30 protein-coding genes are annotated in these 25,281 nt (G+C 45.2%); 12 read left to right on the top strand and 18 right to left on the bottom strand.

The annotated features are described in order from the left end of the window. Positions 1–157 precede the first annotated feature (157 nt). From Q9M42_RS05025 to Q9M42_RS05010, 4 genes are all read right to left on the bottom strand, one after another. A complete protein-coding gene (locus Q9M42_RS05025) occupies positions 158–1,411 on the bottom strand; it encodes an MFS transporter (protein ID WP_322525425.1) in 1,254 nt (417 codons plus the stop codon). Positions 1,412–1,596: 185 nt separating this feature from the next. Beyond that, entirely contained in the window at positions 1,597–2,403 is an 807-nt protein-coding gene (locus tag Q9M42_RS05020) for a ZIP family metal transporter (RefSeq protein WP_440972309.1), read from the bottom strand. A 139-nt stretch (positions 2,404–2,542) separates the two neighbouring features. After that, positions 2,543–2,890 (bottom strand): general stress protein, encoded by a 348-nt coding sequence (locus Q9M42_RS05015; protein ID WP_322525424.1) that lies wholly within the window; start codon positions 2,888–2,890, stop codon positions 2,543–2,545. Positions 2,891–2,977: 87 nt separating this feature from the next. Continuing rightward, entirely contained in the window at positions 2,978–3,430 is a 453-nt protein-coding gene (locus Q9M42_RS05010) for a hypothetical protein (protein WP_322525423.1), read from the bottom strand. A gap of 202 nt (positions 3,431–3,632) precedes the next feature. Between Q9M42_RS05010 and Q9M42_RS05005 the strand changes: the two genes are divergently transcribed. Continuing rightward, the gene (locus tag Q9M42_RS05005; RefSeq protein WP_322525422.1) at positions 3,633–4,313 is read left to right on the top strand and encodes a GGDEF domain-containing phosphodiesterase; all 681 of its coding nucleotides are present in this window, start codon (positions 3,633–3,635) and stop codon (positions 4,311–4,313) included. Between the two features lie 135 nt (positions 4,314–4,448). On the opposite strand, the gene Q9M42_RS05000 is transcribed toward Q9M42_RS05005, so the two are convergent. Continuing rightward, complete coding sequence (locus Q9M42_RS05000; RefSeq protein ID WP_322525421.1) at positions 4,449–4,709, bottom strand: metal-sensitive transcriptional regulator; 261 nt, start codon at positions 4,707–4,709, stop codon at positions 4,449–4,451. A gap of 268 nt (positions 4,710–4,977) precedes the next feature. Here Q9M42_RS05000 and Q9M42_RS04995 point away from each other — a divergent pair, with 268 nt between their 5' ends. Beyond that, positions 4,978–5,574 carry a class I SAM-dependent methyltransferase gene (locus Q9M42_RS04995; protein ID WP_322525420.1) on the top strand — a complete coding sequence of 199 codons (597 nt, stop codon included), beginning with the start codon at positions 4,978–4,980 and terminating at the stop codon, positions 5,572–5,574. A 19-nt stretch (positions 5,575–5,593) separates the two neighbouring features. Here the strand turns inward: Q9M42_RS04995 and Q9M42_RS04990 are convergent, their stop codons facing one another. The 11 genes from Q9M42_RS04990 to Q9M42_RS04940 all read right to left on the bottom strand — a co-directional run bounded on the left by Q9M42_RS04990 (position 5,594) and on the right by Q9M42_RS04940 (position 15,666). After that, positions 5,594–5,761 (bottom strand): hypothetical protein, encoded by a 168-nt coding sequence (locus Q9M42_RS04990; RefSeq protein ID WP_322525419.1) that lies wholly within the window; start codon positions 5,759–5,761, stop codon positions 5,594–5,596. Positions 5,762–5,793: 32 nt separating this feature from the next. Continuing rightward, complete coding sequence (locus tag Q9M42_RS04985; RefSeq protein ID WP_322525418.1) at positions 5,794–6,342, bottom strand: DUF2812 domain-containing protein; 549 nt, start codon at positions 6,340–6,342, stop codon at positions 5,794–5,796. A gap of 148 nt (positions 6,343–6,490) precedes the next feature. Continuing rightward, positions 6,491–6,925, bottom strand: a complete 435-nt coding sequence (locus tag Q9M42_RS04980; protein WP_322525417.1) for a MarR family winged helix-turn-helix transcriptional regulator — start codon at positions 6,923–6,925, stop codon at positions 6,491–6,493. Position 6,926: 1 nt separating this feature from the next. Next, a complete protein-coding gene (locus Q9M42_RS04975) occupies positions 6,927–8,093 on the bottom strand; it encodes an MFS transporter (protein WP_322525416.1) in 1,167 nt (388 codons plus the stop codon). A gap of 123 nt (positions 8,094–8,216) precedes the next feature. Continuing rightward, positions 8,217–9,200 (bottom strand): sodium:calcium antiporter, encoded by a 984-nt coding sequence (locus Q9M42_RS04970; protein WP_322525635.1) that lies wholly within the window; start codon positions 9,198–9,200, stop codon positions 8,217–8,219. Positions 9,201–9,445: 245 nt separating this feature from the next. Next, positions 9,446–10,297 (bottom strand): MurR/RpiR family transcriptional regulator, encoded by an 852-nt coding sequence (locus Q9M42_RS04965; protein WP_322525415.1) that lies wholly within the window; start codon positions 10,295–10,297, stop codon positions 9,446–9,448. A gap of 82 nt (positions 10,298–10,379) precedes the next feature. Then, positions 10,380–11,726 carry an aspartate aminotransferase family protein gene (locus Q9M42_RS04960; RefSeq protein WP_322525414.1) on the bottom strand — a complete coding sequence of 449 codons (1,347 nt, stop codon included), beginning with the start codon at positions 11,724–11,726 and terminating at the stop codon, positions 10,380–10,382. Between the two features lie 96 nt (positions 11,727–11,822). Beyond that, entirely contained in the window at positions 11,823–12,242 is a 420-nt protein-coding gene (locus Q9M42_RS04955; RefSeq protein WP_322525413.1) for a J-domain-containing protein, read from the bottom strand. Between the two features lie 62 nt (positions 12,243–12,304). Further along, positions 12,305–13,372, bottom strand: a complete 1,068-nt coding sequence (locus Q9M42_RS04950; protein ID WP_322525412.1) for an NAD(P)H-dependent flavin oxidoreductase — start codon at positions 13,370–13,372, stop codon at positions 12,305–12,307. Positions 13,373–13,528: 156 nt separating this feature from the next. Then, positions 13,529–14,443, bottom strand: coding sequence for a methyl-accepting chemotaxis protein (locus tag Q9M42_RS04945; RefSeq protein ID WP_322525411.1), 915 nt, complete (start codon positions 14,441–14,443; stop codon positions 13,529–13,531). A 131-nt stretch (positions 14,444–14,574) separates the two neighbouring features. Then, positions 14,575–15,666, bottom strand: a complete 1,092-nt coding sequence (locus Q9M42_RS04940) for a GGDEF domain-containing protein (RefSeq protein ID WP_322525410.1) — start codon at positions 15,664–15,666, stop codon at positions 14,575–14,577. Positions 15,667–15,850: 184 nt separating this feature from the next. Between Q9M42_RS04940 and Q9M42_RS04935 the strand changes: the two genes are divergently transcribed. The 10 genes from Q9M42_RS04935 to Q9M42_RS04890 all read left to right on the top strand — a co-directional run bounded on the left by Q9M42_RS04935 (position 15,851) and on the right by Q9M42_RS04890 (position 22,806). Next, positions 15,851–16,381 carry a TetR/AcrR family transcriptional regulator gene (locus Q9M42_RS04935; RefSeq protein WP_322525409.1) on the top strand — a complete coding sequence of 177 codons (531 nt, stop codon included), beginning with the start codon at positions 15,851–15,853 and terminating at the stop codon, positions 16,379–16,381. Continuing rightward, positions 16,381–16,692, top strand: a complete 312-nt coding sequence (locus Q9M42_RS04930) for a DMT family transporter (RefSeq protein ID WP_322525408.1) — start codon at positions 16,381–16,383, stop codon at positions 16,690–16,692. The genes Q9M42_RS04935 and Q9M42_RS04930 overlap by 1 nt, the downstream gene beginning before the upstream one ends. A 16-nt stretch (positions 16,693–16,708) precedes the next feature. Next, positions 16,709–17,071, top strand: a complete 363-nt coding sequence (locus Q9M42_RS04925) for a DMT family transporter (RefSeq protein ID WP_322525407.1) — start codon at positions 16,709–16,711, stop codon at positions 17,069–17,071. 201 nt (positions 17,072–17,272) lie between these two features. Beyond that, positions 17,273–18,286: a DUF6612 family protein gene (locus tag Q9M42_RS04920; protein WP_322525406.1), complete on the top strand. Its 1,014-nt coding sequence runs from the start codon at positions 17,273–17,275 to the stop codon at positions 18,284–18,286. A gap of 128 nt (positions 18,287–18,414) precedes the next feature. After that, positions 18,415–19,146, top strand: a complete 732-nt coding sequence (locus Q9M42_RS04915; protein WP_322525405.1) for a class D sortase — start codon at positions 18,415–18,417, stop codon at positions 19,144–19,146. A gap of 155 nt (positions 19,147–19,301) precedes the next feature. After that, on the top strand, positions 19,302–19,607 hold the full coding sequence (locus tag Q9M42_RS04910) for a PadR family transcriptional regulator (protein WP_322525404.1): 306 nt from the start codon (positions 19,302–19,304) through the stop codon (positions 19,605–19,607). A gap of 17 nt (positions 19,608–19,624) precedes the next feature. Further along, entirely contained in the window at positions 19,625–20,800 is a 1,176-nt protein-coding gene (gene chrA, locus Q9M42_RS04905) for a chromate efflux transporter (RefSeq protein WP_322525403.1), read from the top strand. 125 nt (positions 20,801–20,925) lie between these two features. Next, positions 20,926–21,852, top strand: coding sequence for a prenyltransferase (locus Q9M42_RS04900; RefSeq protein WP_322525402.1), 927 nt, complete (start codon positions 20,926–20,928; stop codon positions 21,850–21,852). Positions 21,853–21,948: 96 nt separating this feature from the next. Beyond that, positions 21,949–22,140 carry a YwbE family protein gene (locus Q9M42_RS04895; protein WP_298786688.1) on the top strand — a complete coding sequence of 64 codons (192 nt, stop codon included), beginning with the start codon at positions 21,949–21,951 and terminating at the stop codon, positions 22,138–22,140. A 153-nt stretch (positions 22,141–22,293) separates the two neighbouring features. After that, on the top strand, positions 22,294–22,806 hold the full coding sequence (locus tag Q9M42_RS04890) for a GNAT family N-acetyltransferase (RefSeq protein ID WP_322525401.1): 513 nt from the start codon (positions 22,294–22,296) through the stop codon (positions 22,804–22,806). A gap of 108 nt (positions 22,807–22,914) precedes the next feature. Here the strand turns inward: Q9M42_RS04890 and Q9M42_RS04885 are convergent, their stop codons facing one another. Together Q9M42_RS04885 and Q9M42_RS04880 are read right to left on the bottom strand one after the other, a co-directional pair. Beyond that, positions 22,915–24,048 carry an alcohol dehydrogenase catalytic domain-containing protein gene (locus Q9M42_RS04885; protein ID WP_322525400.1) on the bottom strand — a complete coding sequence of 378 codons (1,134 nt, stop codon included), beginning with the start codon at positions 24,046–24,048 and terminating at the stop codon, positions 22,915–22,917. A 92-nt stretch (positions 24,049–24,140) separates the two neighbouring features. Beyond that, positions 24,141–25,199 carry a sulfotransferase gene (locus tag Q9M42_RS04880; protein WP_322525399.1) on the bottom strand — a complete coding sequence of 353 codons (1,059 nt, stop codon included), beginning with the start codon at positions 25,197–25,199 and terminating at the stop codon, positions 24,141–24,143. Between the last annotated feature and the right edge of the window lie 82 nt (positions 25,200–25,281).

Here is a 25,281-nt window from a genome sequence, read left to right as displayed (position 1 = left end):
TAGTTGAAAGCTTTTGTTTGATTGAAAACGTTTACTTAATATGCATTTATTATCTCTCACCCTTGCTTAATGTGCAAAGGCTTCCTGCTCCTGTTTTGACGAAAAAAACCGCGGACTTATGGACCCGCGGAACAAAAATATATTAGTAATACAGCGGTCAGGAGGGTTTCGGGGACAAAAGCGCAAAAACTAAAGCCGTAGCTGGTAGAAGCATCATAAGCCATAGTATTGCCGTATAATTATTGAACCAGTCGTAAAAAATGCCAAACGGGAGTGGTCCAAGAGCAGAGCCAATAACCATTACCGTCTGGGCAATGCTTTTAATACTTCCTAAATGCCTGGGACCGAAATAATTGGGCCAAACAATGCTTAACACAATACGTTCAAAGCCGTGGGCTATGCCCCACAGCACTCCAAAAATGATAGCTCCTGTCCAGGAATTTATAGTTAAAAGCACCAAAAGTGAAACAATATGTACCCCAAACGTCATCGCAAGCACGTAATGCACAGCAATGCGGTCCACCAAATACCCTACAGCAAACGTTACCGGAAAACCGACAAATGCCATTAATGAGAGAACCAACGCTGCAAGCGAAATTGAAAGACCCTTTCCTTCTACGATAGATACTAAGTGGAAGGAAACACCTGTGTTTACAATTGCTGGAACGCTGACACAAAAGAGAATAAGCCAGAACGCTCTAGTTCTGCGAGCTTCCTGAAGGGTCCAGCTTTTTTCCTGCATGGCTTTTCGCTGCGTCCCGCTCTCCCCTTGGGCATTCGATCCTCTGCCATCAGGCTCCTGGCCGACATCCTGCGGCTGATTACGCACCACTAAAAAGGCCAGTGGCACAAAAACAACAAGTAACAGTCCAGCCCAAATTAACCATGTATCCCGCCAGCCGACCATATGGATCATCCATGTGTTCAACGGGGGCAGGGCAGCGGCACCGACAAAACCGCCAATCGCCATGAAACTCAATGCCCGGCCGCGCTTCTTCACAAACCACTGCGGCACAAGCGTATTAGGAACAAGGGTCAGCGAGCCCTGGCCAAATAATCGAATAGCAAAAAAGCCGATAAACATCATTACAGCACCTGTTAAAAAAGCATTCCAAATACAGGCGAGAGCCAAAAGAATTCCTGCGGCCCCCATTACCAGGCGCTGGCCCAGACGATCGATTGCGCGACCAACGAAAAAAAGAGTAATACCGGCAGCCAGAGTACCAACCGAATAAATACCAGAGACAAAAGAACGCGAATACGAAAAATCCTGAATGTAATAATCAATAAAAATAGAAATCGAATACGTCTGGCCCGGTCCGGAAAAAAACATACTTAACGCGGATAAAGCCACAATCGCCCATCCATAAAAAATAGGACCCGACCCGTTTTTCGGTTTATCAGCCCACATGTCGAAGCTCCTTTTCAGCATTTTCTCCAGAAGCTATAAATAAATTCAGTCTTCTGCTCCGTGTGCTCATCTATGCTACTTTATCACAAAAGGGTGCATGGTTTTGATCCTTAATTCATTAAAAATAGCCTTCCATATAAAAAAAGCTGAAGCAGAAAAACTCCCTCTGCTTCAGCCGCCCCCTTTTATCCTAAAGCTACATCCAGTATCATCATGACGCTGAAACCAATCATCAGGCTGAAAGTCGCGAGCCGTACATTGCCCTTTTCCTGGGAACCGGGGATGACTTCCTTGGCAACGACGAATATCATCGCCCCTGCTGCAAAACTGAGAGCAAATGGAAGCAGCGGCTGGATGATGATAACTGCAGCAGCACCAATTACCGCAGCCACCGGCTCTACAAAACCGGACAGCTGACCGTAAAAGAAGCTTTTCTTTTTCGATACTCCGTCCCGGCGAAGCGGCATCGATACTGCCGTCCCCTCCGGAAAATTTTGAATGCCGATGCCAAGCGCAAGCGCTACTGCTCCAGCGAGCGTAGAGCTGCTGAATTCCGAAGCAAGTGCCCCGAACGCTACTCCTACAGCAAGTCCCTCCGGAATATTATGCAGAGTAATCGAAAAAACCAGCATTGTAGTCCGGTGCTTAGCATACTTGTCTTTTATTTCCTTGAAATATGTGTCTTCATCCATCATGGGAATGACCCTGTCGAGCAGCAACAGAAGAACACCACCAAGTAAAAAACCAATAACAGCTGGAATATAAGGTATCTGCCCCTGCTCCTCTGCCATATCAATGCCGGGTGAAAGAAGCGACCAAAAGCTCGCAGCAATCATGACCCCGCCGGCAAATGCAAGCATACTATCCATCAGCTTCTGATTGTTTCTGTTCGTAAAAAACACAACTGCAGCGCCTGCTGCAGTCATACCCCAGGTAAACAAAGAGCCAATCAGCGCCTGCAGTGTAGGATGCAGCTCCGCAAACCACTCCATAATATAATCTCCTTTTCACTCTGTTAAAAAAAGTTTCCCTAAGGAAAGTCTAAAGTTATTCTATTCCTTATTGTAAAAGTTTGTCAATCGACAAACGTAAAGCCGCCTCCGTCTGGAGAGCGGCTCTATTCTTGCACTGTTAAATAATTGTGTTGACCCCTTCAGTGTCTGTCACAATGAGAAGGATCTTTCCTTCATCGAGTTCATCCTCATACTCATGAGCTTCTTCCTGGGATAATCCAATTTCCTGCAGTTTTTTTCGGAGTTCGTCACCTTTTTTGCTGAACATGTTTCCTACTGCATTTTTTATTCCTTCTTCTTTCATGCCGACAGTGTTGGCATTCGCATTCTCCGCGATACGGCCAGTGCGATCATTATCGTGGGTCATAACGTACACGTTACTTTTATCAATGCCCTTTTCAGCTAAGCGCTGAACATCCTGCTGCAGAGCTTCGTCATTGGTGTATTCTCTTACAAATGGTTTCATAAGAACCTCCCTTTATTGTTTACTGTTATTCTAATAAACAATTCTGCCTCTGTTTAAACCATTTCCCGGCAAACTCCCTCTTTTCACCTAGAGAGCGTGTGGGTCTATGTAGTCCAGAAACTTTGTTTCAAATAGATGCACATTGTAGTTCACCAGGCCTACAACCGTTTTCGTAATAAAAGAATCTTCGTTTTTCTCTCCCGGTTCGTACGTGGACTTAATAATTCCGTACTCTTTAAAAGTTTCATTGTGAATTGTTTTTAAATCTTCCCTCGCCTTTTCCAGATCCCTCACAGTGTAAGTAACCTGCGACCCTGCTTCACAGCAGTCGGGAAACCGTCCACGGAGTAATTCTGCCGTGCGTTCCATAATGTTTAAAATAATTGCTGATTTATGCTTTTGAGATTCCATCGTTTCAGGCTGAAGCTTTTCAATATCCTTCACGTGATATTTTTCCTGAATGATAATATCATCCAAAAAAAGAATAATTGCATGGATCTTGTCTGAGATAAATACTACTTCACGGTCCTCTCCCTGCATTGCAAAGCCACCTTTATTAATTTTTAATTTAACTTATGCCGATCGCCCTAAAATCTATACCCCTTTTATCTTGTTATCATCCGGAAAATTTAAAAAAAAGGTATAGTTCTTTAAAATTTTTGATCGCCCGTATATTACTTAATATACATATTAAAAATTCGTCGTGGTTCTTTCTCGTGCGGAGGGTTATCAGGCAGCTCATATGGCTGAAGGTATTCTGGATATGTTGAACGTGCCGGTTATTATCGACCGCTTTGAAATGTTTGTATCTGCCTCCATCGGTATCAGTCTTTTTCCTAAAAACGAAAAAAACACTGAAGCTTTAGTTCGTTGGGGTCGCCTCGAGCTTAGGCTAACTCTTCCGGATGAATTTATCCCTTTAGCAGAAGAAACCGGCCTGCTCATCCCCCTTGGCCGTTTTATACTAAAAGAAGCGTGCCGCCAGACCAAAGTTTGGAAGAAGGAAACAGGTCTCGAGCCGTCTGTGCTTGAAATTGAACTGACGGAAAATATTATCCAGCATGCCAAAGAAGCTATCCCTGTTCTCAACCAGTTAAAAAATCTCGGGATGAAGCTTTCTCTGGATGATTTTGGTGTCGGTTATTCTTCACCTGGATATTTAAAGAATTTTCCTCTTGATACGCTCAAAATTGGTGAAACATTTATTCAGGGCATGAACGGTGTTTCACGTGAAACAGCTATTGTCGAAAGTATTCTACACTTTGCGGGACAATTGAATTTTCATGTTATCGCGGAGGATGTTGAAACCTCTATGCAATTAAAGTTTTTACGACAAAAAAATGTCATGAATATCAGGGTTATTTATACAGTTCGCCTGGTGTCGGTGATGAATTATTTAGAATGTATAAAAAAACGACAATAGTTCATACTAAATAAGCCGCGTTCTTCACATGGAAGAACGCGGCTTATAGTCATTAAACAGTTTGATCTATTTCTTTTTTCAGTATATGCTAAAAAGCTTCTTTTATTTCTTTTAAAAATTTATTAACCCGGTTGATTACCTGCTTTTAACCAGAAGATTAACAGCTTCCTGGATCAGCTCTTCGCTATCTTCCCCTTTTTCTATCTGTTCACGCACACATTCCTCGAGATTCGCACTCACTACCAGACCGATCGCTCGATCGAGCGCTGTACGTGCAGCATTCATCTGAGAAACAAGCTCTTTACAGTCTTTTTCTTCTTCCATCATTCGAAGAATGCCGCGGACCTGTCCTTCTACCCGTTTTACCCGGTTTTTCATTTGATCATTGTATTCCATGAAAGGCTCCTCCTTTCAAATAGAGTATTTATTTATACTGCCTTCATCCCTTTTTATTACCCATGAGGGTATATAAAAAATATATACGATGCTCTCCTGTTTGTCAAATATGTATCATATGCTGCGTAACGGAAGCTGCTGCCTCCCGTAGTATTTTTCAGCCTTGCAATTCCCTTCTTTCTTTTTATATGATGAGAAGACTAAACTATACAGATAGCGGTGACTATTCGTGCTAAAAGACACAGGAGAACGAATCATCCCTTCAGAAATGAAACCGACCAACGGGATGCTGCTTGAGCATCTCGCCCGCTATTATTTTGCCATGCCGTACGCGAAGGGCCGCGTGCTTGATATTGCCTGCGGGGTCGGCTACGGAGCCCAGATGACAGCTAAAGGCAAAAAACGTGAGGTAGACTATGTGCTCGGCGTAGACATTGACGCTGAGGCGATAGTATTTGCCCAAAAGCACTATTATCATCCCCAGCTTTCTTTCCAGACAGGAGATGCTCTTGATGAGAGTCTCCCCATGCAGATAGGCACGTTCGATACGATTGTTTCCTTTGAGACCATTGAACACGTGCCCGATGACCGTATCTTTATGAAACGCATGTACGCCCTGCTTCGCCCTGGCGGTACACTCATCGTTTCTACACCCTTCGGCCAGGGAAGGCACAAGCCAAGCAATTCCGCTTTTCATTACCATCAGTTGACGACAGAGGAATGGGAAGAGCTCTTATCAAGAGAAGACTGGCCGTGGGAGAAGCTGCAGCTTTATTACCAACAGGGAGTCGCTTTCGAGCGTCCCGCCCGTCCCGGTGTTCACTACCCTCTCGGCATCGCTGTATGTATTAAACCAGAGGCATGAATACAGCAAGATCCCGTGCCTATTCCGGCCGGGATCTTTTTTTGAGTTCGTTTCTTTCACGCAGTATTGCCAGCTCTGTCACGAGCTTTTTCTGGTCTTCATACGAAATATTTCCTTCAAGCTTTGCCTGAATTTCTTCAAATCGTTTTTTGTCCTCTTCATTCAAATAACGAAGCTCTTCTTCCATGAAGGCCGTCCTTTCATGTACAGGATAAAATATCATTTTGTGCCGGTACTGACAATCTGCTTAGCCTGGTTGATGACTGCAAGCGTCCGGAGCCACCTTATCACGGTAAAGGCTACTATTCCCGTAAACAATGAGAGCATAAAAAAGGCAAAATTCACTGCCACGCCCGGCAGGTTCAAATCAGTTACCACCAAAAGCAGAAATACTATAAACAAAAGGGCACTTACTGCAGCTGTAACCCCCCACCTCCGGCATTTTTTTCGGTACTCCTCCAAAAAATAAAGCGTCCAGTGGTCCTGAAAGGACGAAGCATCTTTCTCCCCTTCAAATATGTGGAGTACCGGGGAGGAACACAGAAGTGTCCATTCATCCTCAGAAATTTTCCGCAATCCCTGATAATCTTTCGACATGATGAACTGATATTCCTTTTCTTCTTCCCTTACTTCTGACAAAGAATAACCGAGCAGAGAGCAGTCCTGGACCTGCCATCCTTTTTGGCGCTGCTCCTTCAAACGGATTTTTTCTTTATCGTAGGTAGTGAAAGGCATAAAAGAAAATAAAAATTTGGTTTCTCTTCGCAAGTAACTATACACCTCCTATATATGGAATATACACGGATGGAAATTGATAAGATGACATAATGAAGGGCAGCGAGCGCCGGGGAAATAATAGAATTATGCGGAGTATATATCTTTATGCTACCACGGCCTGCCTGCTGCCACAAACACTCTACCCGGACTCCACTTCGGCCCTTGCCCCCTCCGCCGCTCTTTCCATGAGCCTGAGAAGCGTATGCTTTTCTTCCTCTGTAAACTCTTTTGTCATAATATCTCTCCACTCCCGCATCGCTTCTGAAATTTCTTTTTCTATTTTCCAGGCCGCTTCAGAAAGAAAAACGATCTTTTCCCTACGGTCCGAAACGCTCTCTTTCCGGTAAAGATATCCTTTTTCTTCGAGGCGTTTTATAGCGCGCGTAATTGTAGCTTTATCCATCACTATCTGCCTGGTAATGTACTCCTGAGGTACATTTTCCTGATCGTATAACGTTAAAAGTACAAGCACTTCTGTATTCCCTAAACCAAAATGATTGAATCGTTTATCAATGTATTGATGAGTGTAACGTTGAATAACAGCTGCCCATTTTCCTACAGAATAAACAGTCATACTATTCCTCCTCCTGGGCCTTACGTTTCCCAAAAGCTATAAACAGAAACACCATTACTGCCACTACAAGAGCTGTGATACCAGAAAAGGTGTATATAAACTGATTGGTACCGATCGAACCACCTGCCAGGCGGCCGACAACATCCAGCACGAGCGGCGACGTAAATTGTCCGAAATACATAAAGCTCTGCACCACCGCTATTGCTAAAGACATTTGGGCAGCGCTCGACACCTTCGTCACGCGGTCAAAAATCAACGGAATAATTGTACCAAGCCCGATACCAATCAAAATGATACCTATTGTAATCAATACCGCCTGCCCGCCAAAAGCGATAAGGACGAACCCGAAACCAGTTACAGCCAGCTGTAAAGGGACTGTCCATCTGCCCAGCCGATCTGTAATACTGCCAAGCATAGATCCTGCAGCAAAGCCTCCTACGTTTAAAGAAGCAATCATCACCCCGGCCAGGGAAGCAGAAGCAATATTGCTCTCCTGCAGAAAGATTGCCATATTCGTCGGAATGGAATAAAAGAATAAGAAGACAATAAACATACCGCCGGCAAGAGCAAAAATAGACTTTTCCACTCCTCTCGATGCGCTGTCTTCTGACACCGATGCCGCTTCCGGCTTCTGTTTAGGAAGAAAAAGGAAAACAAGTACAAGCACCAACAGGGCCAGGCCGTAAACTACAAATGTCAGCCTCCACAAAATACCTGCCAGTATGCCCGCAAGCACGATGGAGATAATACCGCCCAGCTGATTGGAGGCGCTAACTCTTCCCATCATGACGGTTTTTTCTTTACCTTCATAAAAATCCGGGATCAGACTCGTCGATATCGGCATGATCAACCCAACGGCGATACCGAGCACCGCTCTTGAAACGAGCAACAGCCAAAGCGTTGAAGCAACAGCCCCTCCCAAACCTCCAATAACATAAAGGATGAGTCCGGCTGTTAAAACAGACTTTTTGGACACTCGTTTCGTGAGCCGGCTTGATATAAAAGTAAATGGAATGATGAACAATGCGTGCAGGGTATTGATTAATTTAATCGAGGTTTCATTTGCGTCGGGAAAAGCTTCAGAAATGGAACCGAGCGCCGGAGAAATAGTAGCCCCCGCCATAACAGTGATCAATGAAATGGATAGTATAGCCAGCTTTTGAGACACTTAGATTACTCCTTTGTCTATATTTTACTCTATCCACTTTATAAACGATTAGTTGCTTGTGCAACTAACCTGCCTGGTTATTTATTATATTTTTCCATAAAAAAAGCAGGCGGGCGCCTGCTTTTACGTGCTTCCGTTATAAAATAAAATGGAAGCAATCATAACCATATAGCCTATCACAACTACAAGCGAGGGTAGCATGTAGGTGAAAGCATTTCTGGTCCTATCTCTTTTCACAATAATCATCACCAGCCCCGTGAGCACAAATCCTGCAATGGCGATTATGGTTGTCTGATCGCTTGTATCCATCCAAATACTGCCGCCACGGTAAAAGACGTCCCCGATCGCTGTTACAAGTACGTTAAAGATGTTACTTCCAAGAATCGTCCCAATCGCCATATTCACATTGGCCAGCCGAAGCGCTACAAATACGCTGACAGCGTCCGGCAGAGAGGTGGCGGTTGCGACCAGAATACTGCCAACTGCCGTAGCGCTGATACCTGTAGTATTCGACATCACGTCTCCTGATATAGACAGCGTACTTCCAGATACAAAGATAACCACAGCAAACATAATAAATTTAATCACAGTACGCCGAATATTTACATTCTCGTCCGGCGAAGCTTTTTTTTCCTCTTCTTCGGCCGCATCATTCTGCTTTTTAGATATATAGAACATACCGCCGACATAAATAACAACTACTAGCAAGCTGATAACACTTATCCCAAAAAAGGAGAGCGGGTAATGAAGCATTAGTCCGCCAGCAGTTACCACACAAAGCAGAAGCGCGATAACAGCCGTATAGAGATGATCGTCTGATACTTTAAGGAACAATCGTTTGTTTCGAAAGTAAATATCCAATAAAAACAAAAAGAAAATATTAAAAATAATACTTCCAAGTCCATTGCCTACGGCGATATCGGCATTGCCAATCACACTCGCCGAAATAGTTGCGGTTAGCTCAGGAAGAGACGTAGCAACAGCCAGCAGAATAGTCCCCGCCAGCAGCCCGCCAATCTTCGTATTTCTGCTGATAATGTCTGCATAACCTGACAGTTTCACGGCTGCAAATACCGAAACTGCAGCAGAAAGTATAAATGCAACAATTGATAGAGTAGCGGTAATAAAGCATTGACTCCTTCCCTCTGGTCACGACCCATAGCATGGAACCTTAAAAATTTAAGAACTCTTTCCCGTTTTACCCTCTCGAGTATAACAATAATCTTCATTTCTTATATTCGAAGTCTTTTCAAACTGAGAACTTTACGCTTTAACATTAAGAAGCCCTTACCCGGCAGGTAAAGGCTGAACGACGACTACCTCAAGCTTTCACTTTGCGGGTGTCTGACCCTTTACTCAAACACCTGGAAATTGTTCCACACTTCTTCAAGGTCCTGAAGTTTTTTTTCAAAGCCGCTTTGCTTCTGCCGGCCAGTATAGATTAATAGAGCGTTAATAACACTAAGAGGCCCAACAAATGAATTAATCATAGCAGGCATCTGACTTTCAGCGGTTAACACGTTATCAGCGTGCGGTACTAAAGGCGAAGCCCAGGTATCAGTTAATGCTGCTGTTTTAGCTCCCTTACCTTTTGCATATGAAAATACCTCAGTCGTACGTTTCGTGTACCTGGCGTAGCTGATGCCGACAACCAGATCCTGCTCGTTTAACCCGTATAATGTATCTGCCTGTTCCTCTATTAACTCAATCATTTCTACTTTATCAATCATCATTGTTAGATAATAATGCATAAAAATCCCCAGTGCCTTCGCACTCCTATTAGCAATGATGTACACACGTTTGGCCCCTAGAATATCCTGTACTACTTGATGGAAAGCGTTTATATCAAGTTGTTTTAACGTAGCCTGGATATTATCCTGCTCTCCGAGGAAGATCTGTTGAATACCTTGAGCTTCATCTTTATATACTTCTTCACTTAAATACATTTTTTCTGCAGTAGAGAGCTGTTGCTGTAAAGAAACCTGCATCCGTTCCTGGAGGGCTGGATAGCCGGAGAATCCTAGTTGCACTGCAAATCTAACCACAGTAGCATCTCCCACTCCCGCCTCCTCTGCCAGTTCACCGACTTTTAGAAACGTGGCTTGATTCGGATGCTGTAAGATGTACCTTCCCAGTTTTTGTTGAGTCTTTGTCATCGAGGACATTTTTTCTGCAATCAATTTATATACGTTCATATCCTTCATTATTCTCTTCCTTTTTACCAGATGACTTCCCCTTCAGCTTAACATTTTTCATTTTTGATTACGCTTCAATCATTACCTGTTCTTAAATGTCAGCGAGGGCCTGCTTATGTGCCTGTACAGTTCGTTCAATATCCTCTTCTGTATGGGCTATCGACATGGAATAACGATTGAGGGGCTTCGTATAAATTCCTAATTCCAACAATTTGCAATCGATTTGTTTTCGAAAATCCATGTTCACACGCTTTAAATCCCGGTGATTGTGAATAGGCGATTTAGTAAAAAGAAAGTTGAAGATACTCCCTTTTCCTATTGTTTGAACGGGAATACCTGCTTCCTCGTAAAGTGATTCGATGCCTTTCCGAAGCGTCATAGTTTTTTGAAAAATCCCCTTTAAAGCCCCTGGTTCCTCTAATAGCGCTATCGTTTCCAATCCGGCTGCCAACACCGTGGGATGCCCGTTGTAAGTCCCGCTGTGAAACAGAGTTTTGCCTTCTTCTGAAGAATTGCCGGCCAGAATATCTTTACCCCCGTCCGGGGAACTGACTTCCATCATATTTTTACTTCCTCCTACAGCTCCAACCGGGAATCCTCCCCCCAGAACTTTACCTAAAGCTGTAAGGTCAGGCGTGATTCCGTACTCCTCCTGAGCGCCTCCGAGTCCAAGTCGAAAGCCAGTCTTCACCTCATCGAATATAAGCACTATTCCAAGCTCCTTTGTCACTCTCCGGAGCATTTGAAGAAAGCCGGGATCAGCAGGAATAAATCCTCCCTGAACTGGTTCAAGAATAACTGCAGAAATAGTGGCAGCATTGGCTCTAAGAAGATATTCTGCTACACCAGCGTTATTAAACGGGAGTATAAGCGGCTTTTCTTCAGAACTCATGCCTGAAGAATCCGGTACTGCTTCCGGCTGCTTTTCAGGACCTCCTTCATTTTGTTCAGGATTCACGCTGTACAGTGCTTGACTGTATCCCCCGTGATAATGGCCTTCACATTTTGCCAGTCGATTTTTTCCAGTGTAAGCAGCAGCTATTCGTATAGCAAGTAAAGTTGCTTCCATACCCGAATTAGTATAGCGGACTGTATCAATAGATTTATACAAGGAGACTAATTTCTCTGCCATGATAATCTCCAGCTCGTGTGGAGTGCCAAAAATAGTCGTACCCGCGTCATGAAGCTGTTCTGTTACTTTTTCTATAACCCTTGGATGCCCGTGTCCAGTCATTAAAGCACCGTAACAAAGCAGGTAATCAATGTATTCATTTCCATCTACATCATATAGCTTACTCCCTTCCCCCTTTTTCATCACAATAGGATACGGAGAAAAATATTTAATATTTGCAGTAACACCACCAGGCATTACCTTCTTCGCTTTTTCGTAAAGATTTCTTGATTGTGTAGTTTTACGGGAAACGCTTGTTTCTTTCACATTAAGAACCTCCATAAATATTTATTTCATTTAAATTATATATTGAAATAAATATTTCATAAAGGGTTGATTTTAAACCGGTGTCTTTCAACCGGTTTAACGCCAGCACTCATACTGTCTGTGCAGGCTTTCTTTCTCTATTAAACGCCTTTGCAGACTTGGCGCTGGACAAAGCTGATTGTACCGGCGGACTTTTTTATTGATTTTACTTATTTCTTTTTTTATACGGCGATCAGAGATTGCTTCATCCGTCTGCTGCTCCAGCATCCGCCCGAGATCCTGCCGGATTTCACGCTGCAGCCGCACCCACGAAGGCACAAATCCATTTCGTTTTAAAAGGGTGTCAAAGGTGTCGCTTTGCAGATACTCCTTTGTCAGCGGCCTGCCGCGTCCCGGCAGATTGTCAAAGCCGCCCTTTTTTTCATGCTCCCGAATCAATTCACCAACAGGGTCACGGTACGTTAGTCCTTCTTTTTCCCCGGCGAGTCTCTCGTTGTAATCCTTCGATAACGCCATTCGTTTTGCTCCTTTGTTTTTATGATATTTTCATTTTAACAAACAGAACATACGGGGTCTTTCTAAAGGCTTTCCCATGTTTCCTCCGCTTCTTCCATAAGACGCTTAATCATGGCACCTGCCGGCTCCTGTACGCTCAGACGTGTGCCCTGACCGCTCCAAAGAGACATAAAGGCAGGCTCGTTTTGTTTGGCCGCTTCTTTTCGAATCGGCTGCGTTAGCATATTTTGAATGGGGTACGGCGGCCAGTTATGCTCGAGCGCCTCCATCCATATCATCATTTTATTTGCAATCCCTCTAGCCGGCTTGCCGCTGAATATGGAAGTAACAGCGGTGTCCGTTTCTTTACTCATTAATACCGCGTCCTGATGGGCCTGCGGGGCGCCGCTTTCCCTGCTTGTTAAAAAAGCAGTCCCCATCTGCACTGCTCCCGCGCCCAGGGCATGCGCCGCCAAAATACCGCGTCCATCCATAATTCCCCCAGCTGCAATTACAGGGATATCGACCCCGTCCACCACCTGGGGCACTAAAGCCATTGTTCCGATCATCGCTTTCCCAAAGGATTCTACAAAGGTTCCACGGTGCCCGCCGGCTTCACTTCCCTGAGCCACGACCGCATCCATCCCTGCCTGTTCATTTTGAACGGCTTCTTCAACTGTCGTGGCAGTACCGATCAAAAAGACGCCATGGGCTTTCAACCGCTCAATCTGGGCAGCAGAAGGAATGCCGAAGGTAAAACTACAAACCGCAATTTCTTCTTCTATAATAATTTCAAGCTGTTCTTCAAAGAAAGAAGGCAGCTTTTCAGGCATTGCTTGGGGCTCCAATTTTAATTCTTTATGAATCAGGGAGAGCTTTTCATTGGCTGCCTGAACATCTTCAGCGACCACTTCCGGATTTTCCGGGACGAAAACATTTACCGCAAATGGGCCCGACGTTTGTTTTTTCACAAGCTGTACAGCAGAACGAAGAGTCTCTGCAGTCATATATCCGGCTCCTATAGTCCCAAGCCCGCCTGCTTTTGTGACTTCAGCTACTAACTCCGGAGTGGTGACCCCGCCGGCCATTCCGGCTTGAATAATGGGCTGTTCGATACGAAGACGCATAAGTAATTCAGGGCGTACCGCCATATGTGCTCTCTCCTTTACTACAATGTTTAATACAATTAATTGGAAATGTATTTATTATAGCATGACATATATTGCATCTAATTCATTTGAACTAAACCTAAAGTTTTACATTCATTTTATGCAAACAAAAAAGCAAGGACATGGGTCCGCTGCTTTTTATAAAATATGCCGGAATTGCTTTGCTCTTTCCTCCAGGCCTCTTGCTGCTGTACCAATATGTTCGAACTCTTTTACAGCCTGCTTAATATGCTCCTGACTGCTTTCCATTCCTTTTTGGGAACGGATCGTACCCTCACTGATCTTGCTCACTTCCCCAGTGATCCCCTCGACGTGACTGTTTACCTCCTGGATGGAGGAATGAGCTCTCGTCGCCAGCTTTCGTACTTCATCTGCCACTACCGTAAACCCCCGGCCGTGCTCCCCGGCTCTTGCAGCCTCAATCGCTGCGTTTAAAGCTAACATATTCGTTTGGTCAGCAATTTCACGAATCGTTTTTACGATCCCCCTGATAGAATCTGCCTGCTGCTCCAATGACTCCAAAATTACAAGATTGTTATTTGCCTCTTCCACTACCTGCTGGGAGTTTTCAGTAATCTCACGACTTTTTGTCATACCGTCCTCCGCCCTCTTTAACAGATCTTCAGACATGTTCTGCACAGAATCTGATACCTTTGTCATTTCTTCTTCCCGGAGGGTAATATCTGTCGCCGCCTTCAACACCGCATGTACATTCCCCGCCTCATCAAGCACCGGCATGTACGTAGCCTCAAGCCTTACCAGCTTACCGCTTCGCGTCATCCGCTGTATTTTATCCTGAAAGGATTTTCCTGCGCGCAGATCCTGCCAAAATCTTTCATAATCCCGGCTCGAGGCAAAATCCGGAGTGCAGAACTGCCGGTGATGCATTCCTGCCATATCTTCTTCATGATACTCCATCGTCGCAGCAAAATTGTGGTTTGCCCACAGCACCCTTCCATTGAGATCGAACTCAATGATAGCGAGCGACTGTTCCAGCGCACGTAAAACCTGGGACGTGTCTAACACCTGATCGTTATTTTTTGTTTTTTGCATGGTTAATACCTCTCTAGTTCTTTTTTATTATATATCATTAATACTTTATACCCAATAAACTGTTTTAAAAACACTTTTTCGAATACATATTTATAAAAAAGACTCAATTATTTACAAACAATAAAAAAGACCTATTTTATAAGGTCTTTTTTCGAGTACATGCATGTCTGGTTACGCCCCTGGTCTTTTGCCTGATACAACGCGTCATCTGCCTGCTTAAACAACTCTCTTTCCTCTACAGCTGTCTCAGGAAATATAGAAACCCCGGTCGACACAGTAATATACAATGTCTGGTGATCCGTGAGGAAAGGATATTTTTCCACCCGCTCTCTTATTCGTTCAGCGATATCGACTGCTTTGGAGGCTGGACAGTTGGACAATATAATCGTAAATTCTTCTCCGCCTTTGCGGTACACAGAATCCTCGGGCCGGACCATTTCAAGAAGCACAGTGCCAAGCTGCCTCAAAATATCATCTCCAGCTGCATGGCCGTATCGATCATTAATATCTTTAAAATGATCTATATCGATAATGAGCAATGACACCGACTGCTTCATTTTCGAAGCCTGTTCGAGATTTTTTGTTAACGAATAGGCAAAGCTTCTCGGATTATCAAGGCCCGTGAGCGGGTCCTTTAAAGACTCCGACCGGTACTTATGAAGCAGCTGATTGGAATAAGTCAGCCGTTTTACCATATATACTGCTGCAAATGCTCCGGCAAAGGACACAAACCAATAGCTGAGTGTCACTTCCGTATAAAGTTTCACAGTATTCAGCTGGTACATCATAATAAGGAGAAAATAAATATTGGAGCATAGAAGCATATAGAATGCTGCAAGCCACGGATTTCGAACCATCCGGGCGATAAAAATAGACACCATTGTACTGAAAATAATCATGCTTAGCGGGTACAAAACAATCGCCCCTCCACCAAGGGCGATACGGGAAAACGAAATAATGACCGCAGCCGCTACCGCAGGTATCCATCCGCCAAACAAAGCGCTAAGCATAATTGGGATATGGCGCAGGTCGATCAGGGTGTATTCGTTTACTCTGATGCCAAACCCTATCAACACCATGCCGAGTACGCCAAACAGCACGCCGGTAAACAGCCTCATCGGAATAGTGGTTACACGCGAAAAGGAATGCTCACGGAATACCTGGTAATAAAAAAAAAGGAACGTCACTAAAATGGTTAAATTCACAAAAAGTTGGCTAAACACCACGGCCATCCTCCCACCATTCAGGTCCCCGTCTGCGCCTCTGCGCTCCGCGGCTCAATCTTTTTTTATACAGATCTTTGCACCGGTTATGGATAGGCTGGCTACTTCTTCGCCTTTTATCCGTGCCTCTGGTACACTTTTTACTATACCGTCCAGACTGTTAACTGTTAAAGGAGAATCAACAATGAGTAAACGACTGGAAATTATGCATGCTGCCGCCCGCATTATCCGCAGGGACGGCTTTAACCGCCTTACTCTGCACGCAGTGGCAGATGAAGCGGAAGTGAGTAAAGGCGGTCTGCTTTACCATTTTCCAAATAAAGAACGGCTCGTATACGAAATGAACGCTTATGCACTGGCCCGGTTTCATGAACTAATTGAAGAAAAACGTAGCAATGCCGGCAGCTATATTAAAGCTTATGCGGAAGCAACACTCGAAGAGCTTCGATCGGGAAGTAATTTTTTAATAAATGCGAGCCTGCTTGCCACCCTTGCTGATTACAAAGAGGTGCTCGATCTTTGGAAGGAATACAATGAACGCTGGCAGGCACTTTTTGCTTCTGATGCTTTTCAAGCTGATGAAGCCTCAATGATTCGGCTGTTAAGTGACGGTATCTGGTTTTCACATATTTTTGAAATTAATACCATGCCCCTTTCGCAGGCTGAACGTCTGCTTCAAAACCTTTTGGGGCGCTTTGACGAAGGAGAAATGTAATGGTTTATGTGCTCCTTATTATCTCTGTCGTATGCGAAGTATTCGCTTCTTCCATGCTCAAGCTTTCGTATGGCTTTACCAGGCTGCTTCCGTCTATTGGCTTTGCAGCCGGGATGGGTATTGCTTTTTACCTGCTCGCTCTTGTTCTTCAAACCCTTCCGCTCGGTGTCGTTTATGCTACATGGAGTGGCCTTGGCACCATTTTGACTACCTGCATCGGCGTTTTTTATTTCAGGGAAAAGATGAATAAAACGAACATTTTAGGTATTGTCTTTCTGGTAATTGGTATTCTTTTGATGAATTTAGGATGAAAGGAAGGAATAATGTATGCGTGCTGTTCTTCTATTATTTGCTGCGATTTTATTTGAGGTTATTGCTTCGACGTCCTTGAAGCTTTCCGAAGGTTTCACCAACCTTATTCCCTCTCTGACCGTTTTTATAGCATTTATCGGGGCTTTTTTCTTCCTGAGCCTCGCCTTAAAATCGATCCCATTATCTGTTGCATATGCTGTATGGGCAGGTCTTGGCACTGCCTTAACAGCCGTGGCGGGCATTTTGCTTTTTCAGGAATCATTTGGATGGATGAAGGCTGCCGGCTTATTTTTGGTGATTTCCGGGCTTATTCTTCTTCATGTAAAAAGCAGCCGCACGAAAAAAAGCAGATATTTCCCCCGTACCCGGCATGCTTAAGCTCCCGCCGGTTTTTTAAGCCTGAAGCCTCCATAAAATATGGCTGCATAGGCTTTTTTTCTCATAATTTTTCACAAATTTTTAAAAAATGCGTTTATTACCGACATTTATAAGGTAAAATTACCATAGAATACCAGAAGCCAGTGGTTTACCACATAAGCTTTTGCCGAATACATGAAAGAAAAGAAAGGACGAATAAGGATGAAAAAATGGATAACAGGAAGCAGCGCCGGCTTTTTAGCTCTCGGTGTAATCGCCGTACCCGCCCAGGGAGAAGAAATGAATGCAGGGGATGTTTTGCAGCAGTCAAATGAAACTATGGCTGAGCTCGACAGCTATTCTGCCACCACCGAAATTTCACAGGAAATTACCAACGCCGCTGGCGAAGGGGAAACAATAAGAAACAGCTCCACATCGGAACAGGATATTACGATGGATCCTTTCGCTCTTCACCAGACAACTAATACGGTCGATCCGGTCAGCGGTGAAGAAGTCTCCACAGAAATGTACTGGACAGAAGACGGCTACTATATAGAAATGCCGGATGGCAGCTGGACGATGATGCCCGGCGACATGATGGGTGGTATGGAAGAGATGACCACAAATCCAGGCATGCACATGGGAGCTTCAGAGTCCTTTGCTGACGAAATGGACGTAGAAGAGACCGAGAACTCCTACGTGCTCACATACGAAGGAAGCGGTGAAGAGATAGAAGAAGCAGCCAGTAAAATGATGCAGTCGGATATGGGCAGCGGCATGGCTGACGAGGAAATGATGGAAGAAACCTGGAGTATGATTGATATTCAGGACGTATCCATGAGCTTGACCGTAGATAAGGACACTCATTATATGACAGCGAGCACCATTAATCTGGATGCTTCGTATGAGATGGAAGAAATCACAACAGACATGAACCTGACAGCTGATTCCACCTATTCCAATTTCAACAGCGTCGGTGATATTACAGTGCCGGAGGAAGTCATGAATGAGGCTGTACCGATGGATGAAATGGAAGGTATGGACGGAATGGACGGCATGGAAGAAATGCCTGAAGAAGGCATGTCCGAAGACGGTGCTTCAATGGAAGAAGGCGCTGAAGGCGGAGAAATGCCTGAAACAGCAAGCGCCGAGCCGGCTTATATGGCTGGCGGCCTGGCTCTGGCCGGCCTCGCCGGCGGAGCCCTGCTTTGGACAAGACGCCGTCAGCAGGCATAACAACCTTTCGATCACGCAGCCTTCACCTCTTTGGTGAAGGTTGTTTTTTTCTCCATGGACCGTGTATTATGGAAATAATAGTAATGTTTATTGTGGTCTGTTACGTCCCTTTACTGGAGTGAGGATATATGGAAAAAGTATTTATTGCGATGATTGTTATCGGCCTGAGTATTACCGGGTACTTCGGATACCAGTGGTTTGATGCTAGAGCAGGAGTAGATAAAATTTCCAACAACGAAGAAGACGTAATCAATGATTCTGCGAATGAAGCTCCGGACGATAATAGCTCCGAAGAGCAGGACGATTCTTCTACCGCGGAAGCTGCCGGGGAACCAGAAGCCTATACGCTGCCTGAAGGAAACAATGCAGACACGAGTCCCGATAAAGCTTCCTCCCCCGACAACAGCAGAGATTCGGCGGTGATGAGCGATGAAATAGATCAATGGGACAAAGGCGAAAATGTAGCCAAATTAAAAATTCCGGAGCTTGGAAACTCTTATTCCGTCTATTGGGGTACAGATGATGAAGCGCTTGACCAGGGCGTTGGTATGTATGTCAGCGAATGGACAACCACTCCGGACGAGTCCCGCCACACAGTGCTCAGCGGCCACCGCGACACGGTCTTCACCGGGCTTGACGAACTTGAGGACGGGGACTCTCTTATTGTCGAGTATGAAAACACCCAATACGTTTACCGGCTGCAGAAAACATGGGTGACGGACGCGGAGGACCGCTCTGTCATTGTAGACAAAGACAAACCGACGCTTACGCTCACCACCTGCTACCCCTTTGACTATATCGGCAGTGCTCCTGATCGTTACATTGTAGAAGCAGAACTTGAACAGACGAACAGTCTTTAAGCACCTAAAACGGCTCCGCTGGCTGACCGGCGGAGCCGTTTTTTCATTTTTCCGGCAAGGTTTCAAATTTGTATTCCCCTCTTGCTATAATAAAAAATAATTGTTATTATTCCGATATCGGGTTTCGATATCGGAATCCGAAAGGATGAGCGATCATGGAAGATAAAACGCTTCGCAAGCTTTTTTTAGGCTTTATTCACATTCACATTCTGCACCATGCCTCCGAGCATCCCGTATACGGGCAATGGATGCTTGAGGAACTGCAGGAGCACGGCTATTCAATGAGTGCGGGCACTCTTTACCCTATTCTTCATGCTATGGAAAATGACGGCCTTTTATACAAAGAAAATAAAAACGTAAACGGAAAAATCCGTAAATATTATACTACTACAGATAAAGGGGCCGGCATTTTGCAGGAAGCCCGCGCAAAAGCTTATGAATTGTTTAAAGAAATCAAGTAAAGACTGGAGAGAACGCCATGGGGAAAACATTGGGCCAAAAATGGCTCGAAATATTTTTGATTTCCACCCGGCTGGGACTGACCTCTTTCGGCGGTCCTATCGCCCATTTAGGCTATTTTCATGAAGAATACGTACGGCGCAGAAAGTGGCTCGACGAGCAGAGCTATGCGGACCTGGTCGCCTTATGTCAATTCCTGCCCGGCCCCGCCAGCAGTCAGGTCGGCATAGGAATAGGCATTGTGCGTGGAGGTCTCGTTGGAGGGTTTATTTCCTTTCTGGGATTCACACTTCCTTCCGTTATTGCTTTAGTGATCTTCGCCCTCACAGTTGAGGGCCTCGACGTCAGCGATGCCGGATGGCTCCAGGGTTTGAAAATTGTCGCTGTAGCAGTTGTTGCCCATGCGATATGGGGAATGGCCCAGAAACTCACCCCTGATCTTCAGCGTCGCACCATCGCCCTGCTCGCCATGAGCGGTACCCTTTTATGGCAGACCTCACTTGCACAGGTACTCGTCATACTGGCAGCAGGTGGAGCCGGCTGGGTGCTGTACCGCTCAGTCCAGGAGGCAGATAATACGGATGTTATCGAAACCGTTTCGCGCAAAACAGGTGCTTTCTGCCTGACACTCTTTTTTGTTCTGCTCGCTCTACTTCCGCTTTTACGGGAATGGACCGGCTCTACCTTTGTAGCCATGTTTGACAGCTTCTACCGGGCCGGGTCACTTGTATTCGGCGGCGGTCACGTTGTGCTTCCTCTGCTGGAACGGGAATTTGTCCCGACCGGATGGATGAGTGAAGAGACGTTCCTCGCGGGCTACGGGGCAGCCCAGGCTGTACCAGGACCTTTATTCACCTTTGCTTCCTACCTGGGCACTGTCCTGTCCGGCTGGCAGGGAGCACTGGTCGCTTCTGCAGGCATTTTTTTACCGGCTTTCCTTTTAATTATCGGAGCGCTGCCGTTTTGGTCCCTGCTTCGTAAAAATACACATATGAAAGGCGTGTTGACCGGTGTAAATGCTGCTGTTGTAGGTATTCTTTTGGCTGCCTTTTATAATCCAATCTGGACCTCATCCATTACGTCCTCACTGGATTTTATACTAGCTGCTTTTCTATTCACGATGCTTGCCTTCTGGAAGCTTCCGCCGTGGATAATCGTTATCAGCGGTGCAGCCGCAGGCGCTGTTCTTTTATAGAACAGCGCCCTTTTTACTGTTCTATGCCTCCTCTTCTCACCTGGATGCTGTACGAAACCGCCAGGAAATGGGATACTGGTACCAGAAAAATTGAAATCATCTGGAACCAGAAAGGAAAGATGTGAATGGCCAATCAATTCGCCGGGACGCTGCGCAGTGCGTGGATGCTTGTTCGTGCCATTGCCGTTATATCCTCAAGCATCGCTACGATTGTCTCTACCATGCTGCCGCTTTTTTTATTTTCGTCTTTCTCTGCTCCTTATTTAACAGCCGTTTTTATTCTTCTCGCCATTGGCGCTTTCCTTATTCACGGACTTCTCACTCACGCTTTTAATGATTATGCTGACTATCTTTCAGGCACGGATGAACACAGCCCTGCTATTCTTTCCGGAGGCAGCCGCGTTCTGCAGACTAATGCCATGTCTTTAAAATCGTTATGGCTGGTCGGAAAATGGCTTGCTATCGCATTGATGGGCATCGCTGTACTTTGTTTTCTCTTCGGCTATATTAAAGTAGGCCTGCTTCTTCTTATAGGCGTCTGGGCAGCGGCTTCTTATTCCCTTCCCCCGCTAAGCCTCAGCTATAAACCATTTCTCGGAGAATGGCTGAGCCTGTTCCCGTCCATATTTTCGCTCGGTCTCGGCGGAGCATGGCTGGCGCTTGGAAATATTCCGGAATGGGCCTGGCAGAACGCATTTATAAATGCCATGATCTGTCTGGCCTGGGTGATGGTCCACCATATTCCGGACCGGGAAGCGGATATGCAGGCCTCTCCCGAAAAGCGCACCACTGTAGTCTGGTTCACACGTAAATTTGGCTCATCCTACGCTCATATGCCCGCTGTATGTTATTTAGTGATTTCGGGGCTCACCATTTTTTGGCTCGGTAATGACCGTCTGTGGGCGGCAGCAGGGCTGGCCGTGCTTATGGCCGTATCTCTTATTCTTGTCAGCCGAATGGATAACTCCAACCCCGAGCATGTATCAGCTGTAGAAAAGAGCCTTTTGCTGGTCGCCATGCTAAGTGCCGTATGGCTCGGTATTTTTATTTAAACCGGTGGTGCAGCAATTCAGAAAAGAGAATTTATTGTTTTCTCTTTTCGATTGTCTGCTATAATAAAGCATCACCGTTGAAAGGAAGGACATATTATGGACGGCACAAAGCGTAAAGATGTAACCCCGGGAGCAGAAGTGGATATTGTATTAAAAAAAGATCAGCGGAGCGGCACGCTGACCCGGGGGATCGTTAAGGATTTGCTGACCAATTCCCCGAGCCATCCGCACGGTATTAAAGTCCGGCTCGAAGACGGCCAGGTGGGACGCGTCAAACATATTCATTAACTTCACAGCATCCTTAAGCTCCTCTCTTTGCTCAAAGAGACGGGGCTTTTTCATTTGAAAACATGTTTAAAAGTTAGCCTTATATTATATTGATATATTAAATATAGGAGATGTATGATGAACATTTCGCAAAAACACAGGAGGACAGAGCGTTTGATCCTACGCCCCCTGCAGCCAAGTGATTTTGATAACTACCAGCAGGCCCTCTCGAAAAGAAAAGTATCCCAGCATTTATACGACCCCGGGCGCCCAAAAATCAATCGTTTTACAAAAGCACAATTTACGGACATGATTCGAAAGCGAAAAGAAATGGCCGCGCAGGACTACACCTATATATACGATATTTTTCATAAAGACGGAAATCACCTGGGACATGCTGATATTACTACGTTAATACGGGAAGAGTTTCAATGGGGCATGCTCGGCTATATGATTCATAACCAGCACTGGAATCGGGGATTTGGCAAAGAAGCCGTTCAGGAGGTTCTACGCGCTTCTTTTGATGATCTGCATTTTCATAGGATCGAAGCTCATATTAATGTCGATAACCACCCATCCATTTCTCTTGCAGAAAAAACCGGAATGGAATACGAATGCCTGCGCCGGAGATTCATTTACGAAAACGATGCATGGACCGACAACCTGGTCTATTATAAAAATGCTTAATACCGTGTTTCACGTGGAACATTTTATTTTAATCTCTCTATTTTTAACATAATAAATGCGGACCCTGTATAAGATTAAGGGGTCCGCATTTATTATATTAGAATTATTTTATGGCTTCAGAATCACTTTAATATTACCATCTTCTTTTTCGTCAAAGATACGGTAGCCTTCAGCTGCATCCTCCAATGGGATTGGGTGCGTAATAATATCCGTCGGATCGAAAAGTTTGTTTTCAATCATCCGGTAAAGGCTTGGCATCATATGAATGACTGGTGCCTGTCCCATCGTAAGCGCGACGTTTCTCGTAAAGAAGTCACCGATTGGGAAGCTGTTGGCTTCGGTGCCGTAAACACCAGTCAGCTGCACGACTCCGTTTTTCTTTACAGATTGGGAAGCTGTCACAATCGGGCTGATAGTACCAAACTGATTGTCGCTCTCGGAACCGAACGTGGTATCCGGAGGCACGGTACCATCCATACCTACACAGTCAACGACTACATCTGCGCCGCCTTTTGTGTTTTCATGAAGCAGCTTGCCTATTTCTTTTGTTTCACTGAAATTGTACGTTTCCACGTTGTTGGTTCTTCTTGCATGCTCGAGACGATGAGGCACCTGATCCACCGCTATGACACGGGAAGCCCCCTTCATCCATGCAAATTTCTGCGCCATTAACCCGATCGGTCCGCAGCCTAAAATAATGATAGTATCCCCGTAAGTCGCTCCGCTGTTTTCAATGCTCCAGAATGCAGTCGGAACGACGTCTGAAAGAAACAATACACTTTCATCCTTCAGCTCGCTGTCTTCCGGTACTTTAAAGGAGGTAAAATCAGCATATGGCACGCGCAGATATTCCGCCTGGCCGCCTGGGAAGTTTCCGAAATCCTCAGAGAAGCCAAACAGCCCGCCCATTTCAGCGTGCGGGTTGGAATTGTCACACTGGCTTTCCATTTGATGGGTGCAGTAATAGCATTCCCCGCATCCAATGTTAAATGGAATAACAACACGGTCTCCTTTTTTCAGCGTTTTTACATCAGGACCGACTTCTTCTACGATTCCCATCGGCTCATGGCCGACAACGTAATCCTCCGGAGTCGGAATACCGCCTTTATATAAATGCAAGTCCGATCCACAAATACCACTGGCTGTAATGCGTACAATCATGTCGTCGCTGCGTTCAATTTTCGGGTCTGCAACTTCTTTGACTTCCATGTGTTCTTTGCCTTGAATCGTTACTGCCTTCATTATTTTAGACCAGCCTTTCTGTATTTTAATCTGTGTCTGGAGTTACTGGTTTTAAATACTGTTTCCACTTATATGGATTCGTAAACTTCCAGTTATTCATATCCTAAATAACGAAGGGCCGGCTGCACCGATTTTTCGAGCGCAGTTCTTTTGTCTTCCGGGAGCTCCGGCCACGTCTCCGGCTTGGGATTGATAAGTTTAGCTCCTGCTTTTATCCATTGTTCGTTTGCTTCTTGTGACGCCGACGGCGGGTTTATAAAACTAATCAGACGCCGGAGCTCTTTTTCCGGTTTTTTCAACAGGTCTTCATACCGAAGCCAATGCTGCTGAGTCTCCGGCAGATCTTCGATCACACGACCTGCATGCAGCAAGGACTTCGAAATCCAGGACCCAAGTTCCTGGTACGGCATATCTATCTGATGCAGTTGTTCAAGCTCAAAATAATCGGGGTGAAGCCACCGATAGGAGCCAAGCTTTTCAGCCTCTGTCGACGGATCGGAGGGGTCAGCCCCTTTTTCTTCCATCGCCTTTAAAATAGCTTTTCCCATCTTCATCGTCTGGAAGCGGTTAAAAGCCACGGCAATTTCCCGCGGATTCCGGTATAAAAAAACATATTTCGCATTCGGGAACATGTCTATTAAGTATTCGACTGCGTCTGTAGAAAATCCGGAACGCTCCACACTCGTATCACCATCAAATCGCTGCTGCAACCACTTAAACAGGCGTTGGTACTGTTCCGGCAGCGATCCTTCCGGAAACGCCGGCACGATTCCTTCAAGCTCCTGATACAGCTTATCCGGTTCATCGGTTAAATGAGGAAGGGTGATGGACGCAATAGCCGGCAGGCCCGTTTTCTCGTTAAATAGCGTATGTTCTGTTCTCTCATAAAGCACTTCTTTATTGTATAACCCTTTCTTTTCGTACGGAGCCAGCCGTACCGGCTCTTTTTGGGCGAGCAGCCTCCAAAATTCGCTGCCCGTCCACGTTTGTTTATCGAATTCCTTCCATCCCTCACCGCTGATCCCAAAATTATAATGAACAGAAAGAATCAATTCAGACAGGCTTACAAGTTTAGGGTGAAGATGAATGCAGTTAGACACAGCTGTTGATCCGCTTCTCCCGGTAGAAATGATAAATACTGGCTCCGTCATTGAAGACACTCCTTTTTATCTTGATATATTCACTTTTTCTCTACCCTCTTTTACCATAATTATGACAGCTGGTTTTTCTTTT

Source organism: Marinococcus luteus (assembly GCF_034497705.1).
Taxonomy (GTDB): Bacteria; Bacillota; Bacilli; order Bacillales; family Marinococcaceae; genus Marinococcus; species Marinococcus luteus_A.
This window is presented reverse-complemented; position numbering and strand designations above follow the sequence as displayed.